Consider the following 12,462-nt stretch of genomic DNA (forward strand, 5'->3'; position numbering starts at 1 on the left):
TTTAGCGCATCCACGCAACGGGCGCGGTGACGATCTGCGGGAACAGCACGAACAAAAACAGGATCAGCGTGTAGGTGATCAAAAACGGGTTCACGCCGCGTATCACCTGGTGCAGCGGCATGCGGCCCACGCCTGCCACCACGTTGAGCACCGTGCCGACCGGCGGCGTGATCAGGCCAATCGCGCCGTTGAGCACGAACATCAGGCCAAAGTACACCGGGTCGATGCCGGCCTTCACCGCAATCGGCAGCATCACCGGCGCAAAAATCAAAATGGTCGGCGTCAAATCAAGCGCGGTGCCGACGATGACCAGCACGACCATCATCACCGCCATCATCAGGCGCGGGCTGTCCACCAGCGGACCGAGCCAGCCGGTCAGCGTGCTGGGCAGGTCGGCCAGCGTGATCATGTAGCTGGCCACCTGCGCTCCGGCGCACAGAAACATCACCACCGCAGTCGTCTTGGCAGCGCGCACCAGCACGCCTTGAATCTCGGGCAGCTTCATTTCGCGGTGCACGAACAGCGCGACGAACAGCGCATAAAACGCCGCCACCACGGCCGCTTCGGTCGGCGTGAACAGGCCGGATTTCATGCCGCCGATGATGATGATCGGCATCAAGAGCGCCCAGAACGCCTTGACGGTGGCGCGCAGCCGTTCCTTCATCGGCAGCGGCTGGCCTTCGGGCAGGTCGGTGCTGCGTAGCACCCATTTCCAGGCCACGATCAGGCCCACGCCCATGATGATGCCGGGCACGATGCCGGCCAGAAACAGCGACGAAATCGAGGTGTTGGTCGTCACGCCGTAGATCACGAACGGCAGCGACGGCGGAATGATCGGCGCGATGATGCCGCCCGAAGCCACCAGGCCGGCCGAGGTGTGCATCGGGTAGCCCTGCCTGCGCATCATCGGCAGCAAAATGGTCGCCAGCGCGGCGGTGTCGGCCAGCGCCGAGCCGCTCATGCTTGCCATCAGCACCGACGCGCCAATCGCCACATAGCCCAGGCCGCCGCGAATGTGGCCGACCCAGGCCTGCGCCATGGCGATGATGCGCTGGCTGATGCCGCCCGAGTTCATCAACTCGCCGGCCAGGATGAAAAACGGCACGGCCAGCAGCGGAAAGCTGTCCACCCCGGCGACCAGGTTTTGCGCCAGCAGCTGGGTGTCCCAGAAATCCAGCACCCAGGCCATGCCGGCGCCGGTTAGCACCAGTGCCAGGCCCATGTTCATGCCGATGCCCATGAGCGTCAGCATGCCGACGGAAAAAACGATGAATGCGAGGCCTTCGTTGCTCATGGTGTTACTCGACTTCCACGTTGTGGCCCAGGTCCAGCGGCGTGCGCCGGACGATCTCGAAAAGCGCCATCAGGCCGATGGCCGTGGCGCACAAAAAGGCCGGCAGCGGCAGCAGCGCGGTCGAGTAACCCAGCACCACCGACTGGCTGCCGTAACCGACCGCCACCTGTTGCCAGGCGCCCCAGCCAATCAGCACGCAGGCCAGCAGCACCAGCAGGCGGATGAAGATCGTCACGCTCATGAACAGCGCGGGCCGGTTTTTCAACATGCCGACCAGGCTGGTGAAGGCCATGTGCTCGCCGGCCGGGTAGGCAGCCGTCGCGCCGATGAAGACCATCCAGACGAACAGCAGGCGCGACAGTTCTTCGCTGGCGGGCAGGCCGCTGCCAAAGCCGTAGCGCAGCACGACGTTGACGAACACCGCCAGCGCCATCACGCCCAGGCACCCGGCCAGCAGCATGTTGCTGATGCGCTGGAAGCGGCTTTTGGGGACTTCGATCAAGGTTTCGTTGGTCATGCCTGCTCCTTTTCATCCAGCCATTGACAGACTTCAGCCTGCAGCGCGGCCAGCGGTTTCAATGCATCGACGCGCAGCACGCCGGCTTCGCCGGTGGGGTCTTCCAGCGTGGCGAACTGGCTGTCCACCAGCGTGGTCGAGAAAAAATGCTGTTGCGCCCGCGCCGACACCCGCGCCTGGGATTGTTCGCGGGGGATGTCGAGGAAAACGAAGCGCAGGCCCGGCGCGGCCTGGCGCAGGCGCTCGCGGTAGGAACGTTTCAGCGCCGAGCAGGTCAGCACCATGCCTTCCGGATGGGCGCGCAACTGATCGCCCAGCACGCCAAGCCAGCCGTCGCGGTCGGCGTCCGTCAGGGCGATGCCCTGGCTCATCTTGGCGCGGCTCGCCGGGCTGTGGAAGTCGTCGCCTTCGACCAGCGCCAGGCCGGTGGCGTGCGCGACGGCCACGCCCAGGCTGGACTTGCCGCAACCGGCCACGCCCATGATCACCAAAGATTCCGTCATGTTTTCAAAGCGCTTGGACAGCGCTGTCCTGTCGAGTCAAAATAAAAGGCGACTGCCGGGAATATCTTTTCAATCAGCGCCTGCCAAGGCGTCTCAGGGATTGTCCGGCTGGCGGTCACCGTGGGATAGCGCTATCCTATGCGAGTATCAGCCCCCTCTTCTCAGTAGTTTCCCTAGGATTCATGACTTCAGCACCCCTTCGCTCCCGCGCCACCGGACGCGTCACCCTGGCCGATGTGGCACAGGCCGCCGGTGTAAGCCCGATCACCGTGTCTCGCGCCTTGCGCGGCGAACGCGCCGTCGATCCGGCGCTGGTCGAGCGGGTCCGGTCGGCGGCGCACTTGCTGGGTTATGTGCCCGACCCGGCGGCCCGCGCGCTGGCGTCGCAGCGCAGCGCGCATGTCACGGTGCTGATCCCCATGCTGTCGAATGCGCTGTTCGTCGATGTGTTCGAAGCGGTGCAGCGCAGCCTGCGGCCGGCCGGCTACCAGACGCTGATGGGCGTGACGCACTACAACCTCGACGAAGAAGAACTGCTGCTGCGCGAGCAATTGCTGCAGCGCCCGGCCGGCCTGCTGGTGACCGGCCTGGCGCGCAGCGACGCCGCCCGCGCGCTGATCGCGCAAAGCCGCGTGCCCTGCGTGCACCTGATGGAAATGTCGCAATCGCCCGGCGTGTACAGCGTCGGCTTTTCGCAGCTTGAAGCCGGCGCCGAGATGACCCGGCACCTGCTGGCACGCGGCCGGCGGCGCATCGCCTTTGCCGCCGCGCAACTTGATGCTCGCACGCTGCAGCGGCTCGATGGCTGGCGCCGCGAACTGGGCGCGGCGGGCCTGCACGATGCGGCGCTGGAATGGCTGGACCCGGCGCCGTCGTCGATGGCGCTGGGTGCGCAGATGTTCGGGCAGATCATGCGCAAGCAGCCCGATGTGGATGCGGTGTTCTTTTGCAACGACGACCTGGCGCAGGGCGCCTTGCTGGCCGCGTTGCGCTTGGGGCTGGCCGTGCCGCAGCGCGTCGCGGTGACCGGCTTCAACGACCTGACCGGCAGCGACTTGACCACGGTGCGAACGCCGCGCGCCGAGATCGGCACGGCCGCCGCGCGCATGCTGCTGGCGCTGATGAACGGTGAGCCTGTGGCCTCGCCCTGCGTTGACCTGGGCTACGAGCTGGTGGTGCGGGCGAGCAGCTGAAAATGCTTAAGTGCTACTGAAAACATAGCTGTTCGTGCCCGCCCAGAGAGCGGAAAAGCCTGATTTGGCTTAAAAAAATAACTATTTGAGTCGATTTTCAGGTTGGCGCGCATGACCGGTGTTGTTGTCACCCCGTTCCCTTGTGTCATCCCGGCCCCGGATCAAGTCCGCAATGACAAAAGAGAATGCAAACAGCTTGGAGGAAGCTGAGCAGTTGCTAAAACTTGATGGCGTTACCGGTGGTGACGTCGATGCGCAGGTTGAGGCCGGTGTCGCTGACGACGCGCAGCCGGTCGGCGACGGGGTTGAAGTCAACGCCGAACTGCCTGCCCGTGAGTGCGGTGTAGGGGTTGTCGTCTCCGGGGGCGGCAACAAGTGCGGCCTTGAAGGTGGCCACGCCGGTGGCGGCGTTCAGCGTGTAGGGCCGCGCCTGGTTGCTCAGGGCATACAGCAGGCCGACCAGTTTTTCATTCGGCAGCAGGCCGCTGACGGCGATGCTGCCCTTGAGCGTGGCGGGGGTTGCCCGGTCAAAGGACAGCACGCTGCCCGAAACCGTCAGGGCCACGGTGTTGCCGACGGCCACGGGAACAGCCACGGGCGGCACGGGCTGGTCATCATCGCTGCTGCCGCAGGCGTCAAGGGGGGCAACGGCCAGCGGGGCCGGAACGAAGAAAGCTCGTGGAGTTTGCATGATCGGGTTCCTCAGAAGCTTGAAAGGCGGTGGCGTTTCTGCAGGCCACAGAGGTACTGCCCGCGAGGCCTGGATTTGGATGTACCTGCCCGGCAGCATTGCTTGCGGTTACCGGTGCTGCCACCAGTTCCGCCCGCATTCACTGTGTACAGGAAGCTGGCAAGGTGCAAAAGTGCGGCTTGTGCAACGGCCCGCTCTACCGGATTTGCGCAGCGCGGCAACCTTCCCGAACCCGACACACTGGTCATCTTGCTGCCGATTGCGGCGACTCAAGCCAGCCAGGCCCCTGGCGCATCCTTGGCACTCCATCTTTAAATCATTCCGGTATGTCGTTGCTTCGCCTTGCCGTGCTACAGCACTGTCTGCGGCTTCGCGCCTAATCTCGAAATGTTTTAGAAACGGAACAAGGTATTCGGGTACCGTGTTATTTGATAATGAATGGTTATTCAGACCGAAGCCAACAGAAAGCAGCCATGTCCGTACAGACCCTTTACCAGCAAAAACGCATGTCGGCCGCCGACGCCATTGGGGTCGTCATGAACGGCGACACGGTGGTGGTGCCGACCGCCGTGGGCGAACCGCCCGCCCTGCTCACAGCGCTGTCAAGCGCGCGGCGCGAGTTCCGCAACGTGACCGTTTCGCAAATCCTGCCGGTGCGCAAATACGACTACTTCGACCCGGAAACCACCGGCCATGTGCGGCATGCCGCTTATTTCTTCAGCGGCATTTCACGCGCCGGTGGACAGGAAGGCTGGACCGATTTCATCTCGGCCAATTTCTCTGAACTGCCCGACCTGCTCAACCGCAAGCTGCTGCCTGCCGACGTGGTGTTGTCCATGGCCTCGCCGATGGACGCGTACGGCTTTTTCTCGCTGTCGCTGGCGCCCGACTACACCATGGCGGCTATCGCACAGGCCAGGGCGGTGGTGCTGGAAGTCAACCCGAACGTGCCGTTTGCCAACGGCAACTGCCACATCCACATTTCGCAGGTCACCGCGCTGACGGAAAGCGAAGACGCGCTGATGGAAGTCGGGCTGCCAAAAATAGGCCCGGTGCAGGAAGCCATCGGCAAGTACGTCGCCGACATGATTCCGGACGGCGCCACGCTGCAGATCGGTTATGGCGGCATTCCGGATGCGGTGGTGATGCAGCTGACACACAAGCACGACCTGGGCGTTCACACCGAGATGATCGGCGACGGCATCATGACGCTGGTCGAGGCCGGCGCCATCACCAACCGCAAGAAGAATTATTTGCCCGGCAAGATGGTCGCCACCTTTGCGCTGGGCTCGAAAAAGCTCTACGAATTTTTGCACCGCAACCCGGCCGTCGAGATGCATCCGGTCGATTTCACCAATGACGCGTATCTGGCTGGAAAAAACGACAACCTGCATGCCATCAATGCGACGATGCAGATCGACTTCATGGGCCAGTGCGGCTCGGAAAGCCTGGGTTTCACGCCCTACTCCGGCACCGGCGGCCAGACCGACTTCGTGCGCTCCGCGAACCGCTCCAACGGCGGCAAGGCCTTCATCGTGCTGCCCTCGACGGCGAAGCACGACACCATCTCGCGCATCGTGCCGGTACTGTCGCCCGGCACGCATGTGTCCACCAGCAAGAATGACATCAACTATGTGGTGACCGAGTACGGCGTGGCCCAGCTGCGCGGCAAGACCGCCCGGCAGCGCTGCGAGGCACTGATCGCCATCGCGCACCCCAACTTTCGCGGCGAACTGCGCGATGCCGCGCGGAGCATGAAGCTGCTTTGAACCCGAGGCTTTCCCGTCTGGCTCCTTCCCCCAAAAGGCGGGAAGAAGAATTCAGAACCGGGGAAGGTGCCACCTGCTCACGTGAGCCGTTACGTTTTTTTGATAAAAACGGCCCTTCCCGCTTGCTGCACGTGCACCTTCAGCTATTTAAACAATAGCATTGTGCAAGTGTCTGCAGCGCACCTACAGCGTATGCGTCACCAGCCTGAAATCCGGGTCTTCGGCAAATGGCTTGATGGTGTAGCCCAGGCTTTTCATGAGCTTGAGCATGCCGGGGTTTTGCGCCAGCACCAGGCCTTCGATTTCCGACAGGCCCTTTTCCCGCGCCACGTCCATGATGCTGAGCATCAGCCGCGAGCCCAGGCCCTTGCCGCTGAAGTCGTCTGCGACCACCAGCGCGAACTCGCAGCTTGACTGGTCGGGGTTGGTGACGTAGCGCGACACGCCGACGATGCGTTCGGTTTCCGGCACCTCGCCGTTGGCGCCCGAGCGGCGTTCCTTGAACACCGCGACCAGCGCCATTTCGCGGTCATAGTCGATCAGCGTGAAGCGCGCCAGCATGCTGGGCGGCAGCTCGACAATGGACGAGATGAAGCGGAAATAACGGCTTTCCTGCGACAGGTGCGACATCATTTCCTGCAGCATCTGGGCATCGTCCGGGTGGATGGGGCGCACGGTGTATTCGCCGCCGCCGCGCAGCGGCCAGACCTGCTCGTAGCGCGCCGGATACGGCAGGATCGACAGGTGGCTGTAGGTGTTGGCGCGGCCGTTGATGGCCTGCGGCGCATTGTCGATCACGATGCGGGCATCGACCGCCACGGCGCCGGATTCGTCCACGATGATCGGGTTGATGTCCATCTCGCGCAGCTGGGGCAGCTCGCAGACCATTTCCGAGACGCGCAGCAGGATCTGCTCCAGCGCCGTCATGTTGACGGCGGTGGCGCCGCGCCAGGCGCCCAGCGTTTCGGCCACGCGCGAGCGCCCGATCAGGTGGCGTGCCAGGAACTGGTTCAGCGGCGGCAGTTCCATGGCCCGGTCGTCGATCAGCTCGATCATCGTGCCGCCGGCGCCGAAGGCAATCACCGGGCCGAACGGATCGTCGGTGACCAGTCCGACACACACCTCGCGGCCGCGCTTGGCGCGCGCCATGGTCTGCACCGTGACGCCGTTGATGCGCGCGTTGGGCTTGAGGCGGGCCACGGTCTGCATCATCTCGGTGAAGGTGTCGCGCACGCCGGTGGCGTTCAGGATGTTCAGCGCCACGCCTTCGACATCTGACTTGTGGCTGATGTCGGGCGAGTCGATCTTCAGCGCCACCGGAAAGCCGAGTTGCGTGGCGATCATCATCGCCTCGTTGGCTGTGCGCGCCAGGATGGTCTTGGTGACCGGAATGTGGAACGCCGACAGCAGCGTCTTCGATTCCATCTCGGTCAGCACCTTGCGGCGTTCGGCCAGCACGTTCTCGATGATCAGGCGCGCGCCCTCGATGTCGGGCTTGGCCAGCGTGGACAGCGGCGGCGGCGTTTGCTGGAGCAGTTGCTGGTTCTTGTAGAAGGAGGCAATGTTGCCAAACGCGCCGACGGCCGATTCCGGCGTGCGGAAGGTGGGAATGGCCGCGTCGTTCAAAATGCCGCGCCCCGTCACCACCGACGCATCGCCCATCCAGCACGACAGCAGCGGCTTGCCCATGGTGCGCTTGACCTCGGCCAGCGCGCGCGCCACCTCGGCGGCATCGATACCTTCCTTGGGCGAGAAAATCGCCAGCACGCCGTCAATCTGCCGGTCCTTGCCGGCTGCCTCGATGGCGGCCTTGTAGTGTTCAGGCGCCGCTTCTTCGGACAGGTCGATCAGGTCGGACAGCGACGCCAGTTCGGGCAGCAAGGGTTTCAGGGCGCTGGTCGATTCAGGCGACAGCTTGCCCAGTTCCAGATGGATTTCATTCACCCAGTCGGCGGCCAGCACGCCGGGACCGCCGCCGTTGGTCACAATGGCCAGCCGGTTGCCGACCGGGCGGTAACGCGAGGCCAGGCACTTGGCGGCCGAAAACAGCTCGACAAAGGAGCGCACGCGCACCGCGCCGGCGCGGCGCAGGGCCGCGTCGAACACATCGTCGCTGCCGACGATGGCGCCGCTGTGGGTTTGCGCCGCCTCGTTGCCGGCCGGCCGGCGGCCAGCCTTGAGCACCACCACCGGCTTGGCGTTGGCGGCCGAGCGCAGCGCGCTCATGAAGCGGCGGGCGCTGGAGATGCCTTCAAGGTAGATCACGATGCTCTGTGTATGCCGGTCGTTGGCCAGGAAATCGAGCACCTGGGCAATATCGACCGATGTGTTCGGACCCAGCGACACCACCGATGAAAAGCCGACGCCGTTTTTGCTGGCCCAGTCGAGAATGGACGCCGTCAGCGCGCCGGATTGCGACACCAGCGCCAGCGAACCCGGCTTGGCCATCGGACCGGCGGCGCTGGCGTTGAGCATGAGGTGCGGGCGCTGCAGGCCCAGGCCGTTGGGCCCCATCAGGAACACCCCTTCGCGGCGCGCAATCTTCTTCAGTCTGGCAGCACCGTCGGCATTGATGCCGCTGGTGAGCACCAGCGCCGAGCGGCAGGTCATGCGCCCGGCAATCTCCAGCGCGGCTTCGACTTCCTCCGGCGGCAGCGCAATGATCGCCAGGTCGGCCCCGGTCTGCGCCAGGTCAGCCAGCGTGCCGGTGGTGTGGATATCCAGGAACTGCAGCGTGCCGGTGTATTTCTGGGCGCGCAGGGCCTGGTGCAGCACCCGGGCGCGCGAGGTCAGGCTGTCCGGGTCATCGACCTGGCCGGCGAAGACGACGATGGACTGGGGCGCGAACAGCGGGGTGAGGTAGTGTTTGTCCATAAGGGGCTTTCGTTCCATTGCTAGTTTCAAATTCGATGGGCCGTGGCCCGCCCCGCTCTGCTCCGACCGAGACGATGCGCCTGCATCGCGTCGGCAAGGGCATCAGTCGGCGCCAATCAGCACCTTGACATGGGCCGCCACGCTGCGCGCCAGCGGGCTCAGGACATAGCCGCCTTCCAGGCATGAAATGACCCGGCCCTGGCAATGCTGCCCGGCCACTTTCATGATCTGCTTGGTCACCCATTCGTAGTCGGCCTCGACCAGCGCCAGGTTGCCCATGTCGTCTTCACGATGGCCGTCGAAGCCGGCGGAAACATAGATCAACTCGGGCTTGAAGGCATTCAGTGCGGGCAGCCAGTGGGTGGTGACGGCTTCGCGGAACTTGTCGCTGCCAGAGCGCGACGGCAGGCCGACGTTGACCATGTTCGCTCCGGTGGCGTTTTCGCCGGTGAAGGGGTAGATGCCCTGCTCGAAGATCGAGCACATCAGCACGCGCTCGTCGCCGCGAAAGATGTCCTCGCTGCCGTTGCCGTGGTGTACGTCGAAGTCGATCAGCGCCACGCGCTGCAGGCCGTGCTGCGTGAGTGCATGGCGGATGCCGACCGCCACGTTGTTGAAAAAGCAAAAACCCATGGCGGCGTCGCGCTGCGCATGGTGGCCGGGCGGGCGCACGCAGCAAAAGGCGCTGGGCGCTTCGCCCGTCAGCACCAGGTCGGTGGCCAGCACCGCAGAACCGGCCGCGCGCAGGGCGGCCGTGACGGTGAAGGGGTTCATGTCGGTGTCGGGATCGACCTTGTGGTAACCCTCGGTCGGCGAGGCGGCCATGAGTTCGCTGACATAGCGCGACGAATGCGCATGCGCCAGTTGTTCGGGCGTGGCCAGCGGCGCATCGTAGGGATGCATGTAGTCGAGCAGGCCCTTGACCAGCAGCATGTCGTTGATGGCGCCCAGGCGCTCGGGGCATTCGGGATGGTGGGCGCCCATTTCGTGGCGGGCGCAATCGGAGTGGGTGATGTAGGCAGGCAGCATGGGTTTGTCTCCTTGTAATGCGCTCTGGCGACTGCGGCCAGATGCGTCTGTCAGTCTAGTGGGGCTCTTTTTTACCGTGTTGATGTAAAGCAATTGTTGCAATTTCACGCGGTGCGGTGCGGTGCGATACGTAGCCCGGGGCAGGCAAGGACGAACTACATGCAAAAAGCGCCCCGAGCCCCATGGAACGGGCTCGGGGCGCTTTCAATGACGAGTTATCAGTGGCGCATGCGCCACCGCTTACATCCGTTCGAAAATCGCCGCGATGCCCTGGCCTCCGCCTATGCACATCGTCACCAGCGCGTAGCGGCCCTGAATGCGTTGCAGCTCGTACACGGCCTTGACGGTGAGCAGTGCGCCGGTTGCGCCAATCGGGTGGCCCAGTGAAATGCCGGAGCCGTTGGGGTTGACCTTTGCCGGGTCGAACCCGAGGTCGCGGCTGACGGCGCAGGCCTGGGCGGCGAAGGCTTCATTGGCTTCGATCACGTCCAGGTCATTGACGGTGAGGCCGGCTTTTTTCAGCGCCATTTGCGTGGCGGGCACCGGGCCGATGCCCATGTACTTCGGGTCCACGCCGGCATGGGCGTAGGCCACCAGCCGGGCCAGCGGTTTGAGGCCGCGCGCCTGGGCCACGCCGGCTTCCATCAGCACCACGGCCGCAGCCGCGTCGTTGATGCCCGAGGCATTGCCGGCGGTGACGGTGCCGTTTTCCTTGAGGAACACCGGCTTGAGCTTGGACATGTCGGCCATCGAGCAGTTGGGGCGGAAATGCTCGTCGGTGTCATAGGCGACTTCGCCCTTGCGGCTCTTGAGCATGACCGGGACGATCTGTTCCTTGAAGTAGCCGGCTTCCACGGCGCGCTGGGCGCGGTTGTGGCTCTCAACGGCCAGTGCGTCCTGCTCTTCGCGTGTGATGCCCCATTTGGCCGCGATGTTCTCGGCCGTCACGCCCATGTGGATGGTGTGGAACGGGTCGTGCAACGCGCCGACGACCATGTCGATCATCTTGGTGTCGCCCAGGCGCGCACCAAAACGCATGGCTGCGCTGGCGTAAGGGCCACGGCTCATGTTCTCGGCGCCACCGCCAATGGCAATGTCGGTGTCGCCCAGCATGATCGACTGGCTGGCCGAGATGATGGCCTGCAGGCCGGAGCCGCACAGGCGGTTGACGTTGAAAGCCGGCGTGCCTTCGGCGCAGCCGCCGTTGACGGCCGCCACGCGCGACAGGTACATGTCTTTCGGTTCAGTGTTGACGACATGGCCGAACACTACATGGCCGACGTCCTTGCCGTCGACGCCGGCACGCGAGAGCGACTCGCGCACGACCAGCGCAGCCAGTGCGGTGGGCGGCGTGTCTTTCAGGCTGCCGCCAAAGGTTCCAATGGCGGTGCGCGCACCGCTGACAACTACAACTTCACGGGTCATGAATATCTCCTGGTATTTAAAAAACCGCTTGAAGTGTGAACCGGTTTGGCTACGCCCGGCTGACACGGAAACTGGAAAATATCAGTATGGCACTGATGGCGAAGACGGTCCAGGCATTCGCTTGACCTGCATCAGTTATAGATAAAAAAGGCTTTTACGTACGACCTGCCTTTGCAAAAAGCTATTAAAAATATAGCAACCCAAGTCTTTCCGGTCAAGCCCCCAGCCGCTGCGCGGCGAATAAAACCTGGTCGATCACCGCCTGTACGTTCTGGCGGTGGCTGTCGTTGACCAGTTCGCCCTGCGCATCGAATGCCGCGCCTGCGTTGTTCAGCGCAAAGGTCTTGGGCGCCACCCAGCATTGCGAATTGAACAGCAGCGGCACCAGGTGGCTTTGCGAGCGCAGGCCGCCCAGTGCGCCAGGCGAGGCACTGAGCACGCCCACCACCTTGCCGGTGAACGACCTGAAGCCGTCACTCCATTGCGCATCGCCCTTGACCGGGCTGGATACCCAGTCGATGGTGTTCTTCAGCAGCGCGGTGTAGCTGCCGTTGTACTCGGGCGAGCAGACGATCCAGGCCGGGTGGTCATGCATCATTTGCTTGAGCTTCATCACGTCAGGCGGCGTTCCACGCGCTTCCAGGTCGGCGTTGTACATCGGAATGTCAAAGTCCACCAGTTCGATGTGCGTGACCTCGGAGCCGCTGGCACGCGCCAGGGTGGCAGCCACGCCGGCCAGCTTGCGGTTGAAGGAATCGATGCGGGTGCTGCCGGCAAACACCAGCAGCTTGGGACGGGGTATGGATGGGTTCATGGCCCGATTTCATCACAGCCGGCAGGAAAACCCCCGAAGGGCGCTGGTCAGGGGTAAAGCCCATAAAATGTACAAAACTATTATTTTGTACAAGTGAGCCATGCACACCATTTCCTTGAGTGAATTCCGCGCCAACGCCTCGGCCATGATCGACCGGGTCGAGCAAGGCGAAACCGTGCGCATCTTGCGCCACGGCAAACCGGTGGCCGAGCTGGTGGGCATCAAGCCCGACCCGTCTGCCCCGGTGCCCAGCTACCAGCGCCCGTTCGAGCCTTTGCTGCAATTGCCACCCGGCTATTCGGCGGTCAAGGCGCTGCTTGATGAGCGCGACAGCGCACCGTGGTGAAAAATCC

Annotated in this window: 11 protein-coding genes; 3 read left to right on the forward strand and 8 right to left on the reverse strand. The window is 63.9% G+C overall.

Translation table 11 applies throughout. From position 1 onward, the window contains the following. Position 1: 1 nt before the first annotated feature. From GZ092_RS01700 to GZ092_RS01710, 3 genes are read right to left on the reverse strand one after another with little or no spacing between them, the layout of a single operon-like run. Positions 2–1,294 (reverse strand): TRAP transporter large permease subunit, encoded by a 1,293-nt coding sequence (locus GZ092_RS01700; protein WP_293633975.1) that lies wholly within the window; start codon positions 1,292–1,294, stop codon positions 2–4. 4 nt (positions 1,295–1,298) lie between these two features. Continuing rightward, a complete protein-coding gene (locus GZ092_RS01705; protein WP_293633977.1) occupies positions 1,299–1,811 on the reverse strand; it encodes a TRAP transporter small permease subunit in 513 nt (170 codons plus the stop codon). Next, complete coding sequence (locus GZ092_RS01710) at positions 1,808–2,314, reverse strand: gluconokinase (RefSeq protein WP_293633979.1); 507 nt, start codon at positions 2,312–2,314, stop codon at positions 1,808–1,810. The genes GZ092_RS01705 and GZ092_RS01710 overlap by 4 nt, the downstream gene beginning before the upstream one ends. Before the next feature lie 182 nt (positions 2,315–2,496). Here GZ092_RS01710 and GZ092_RS01715 point away from each other — a divergent pair, with 182 nt between their 5' ends. Beyond that, positions 2,497–3,507, forward strand: coding sequence for a LacI family DNA-binding transcriptional regulator (locus GZ092_RS01715; RefSeq protein WP_293633981.1), 1,011 nt, complete (start codon positions 2,497–2,499; stop codon positions 3,505–3,507). Positions 3,508–3,724: 217 nt separating this feature from the next. Here GZ092_RS01715 and GZ092_RS01720 read toward each other — a convergent pair whose 3' ends face one another. Next, positions 3,725–4,198 carry a DUF4394 domain-containing protein gene (locus GZ092_RS01720; protein WP_293633983.1) on the reverse strand — a complete coding sequence of 158 codons (474 nt, stop codon included), beginning with the start codon at positions 4,196–4,198 and terminating at the stop codon, positions 3,725–3,727. 473 nt (positions 4,199–4,671) lie between these two features. Here GZ092_RS01720 and GZ092_RS01725 point away from each other — a divergent pair, with 473 nt between their 5' ends. Beyond that, positions 4,672–5,967, forward strand: coding sequence for an acetyl-CoA hydrolase/transferase C-terminal domain-containing protein (locus GZ092_RS01725; protein ID WP_293633985.1), 1,296 nt, complete (start codon positions 4,672–4,674; stop codon positions 5,965–5,967). Between the two features lie 183 nt (positions 5,968–6,150). Here the strand turns inward: GZ092_RS01725 and GZ092_RS01730 are convergent, their stop codons facing one another. The 4 genes from GZ092_RS01730 to GZ092_RS01745 all read right to left on the reverse strand — a co-directional run bounded on the left by GZ092_RS01730 (position 6,151) and on the right by GZ092_RS01745 (position 12,109). Then, complete coding sequence (locus GZ092_RS01730) at positions 6,151–8,841, reverse strand: bifunctional acetate--CoA ligase family protein/GNAT family N-acetyltransferase (RefSeq protein ID WP_293633987.1); 2,691 nt, start codon at positions 8,839–8,841, stop codon at positions 6,151–6,153. A gap of 102 nt (positions 8,842–8,943) precedes the next feature. Beyond that, positions 8,944–9,870 carry a histone deacetylase family protein gene (locus tag GZ092_RS01735; RefSeq protein ID WP_293633989.1) on the reverse strand — a complete coding sequence of 309 codons (927 nt, stop codon included), beginning with the start codon at positions 9,868–9,870 and terminating at the stop codon, positions 8,944–8,946. A 240-nt stretch (positions 9,871–10,110) separates the two neighbouring features. Continuing rightward, complete coding sequence (gene bktB / locus GZ092_RS01740; protein ID WP_293633991.1) at positions 10,111–11,295, reverse strand: beta-ketothiolase BktB; 1,185 nt, start codon at positions 11,293–11,295, stop codon at positions 10,111–10,113. Positions 11,296–11,509: 214 nt separating this feature from the next. Then, a complete protein-coding gene (locus GZ092_RS01745) occupies positions 11,510–12,109 on the reverse strand; it encodes an NAD(P)H-dependent oxidoreductase (RefSeq protein ID WP_293633993.1) in 600 nt (199 codons plus the stop codon). Positions 12,110–12,209: 100 nt separating this feature from the next. On the opposite strand from GZ092_RS01745, the gene GZ092_RS01750 reads away from it, so the two are divergent. Continuing rightward, positions 12,210–12,455, forward strand: a complete 246-nt coding sequence (locus tag GZ092_RS01750; protein ID WP_293633995.1) for a type II toxin-antitoxin system prevent-host-death family antitoxin — start codon at positions 12,210–12,212, stop codon at positions 12,453–12,455. The last annotated feature ends 7 nt before the right edge of the window (positions 12,456–12,462 follow it).

Source organism: Polaromonas sp. (genome assembly GCF_010365105.1).
Lineage (GTDB): Bacteria > Pseudomonadota > Gammaproteobacteria > Burkholderiales > Burkholderiaceae_C > Polaromonas.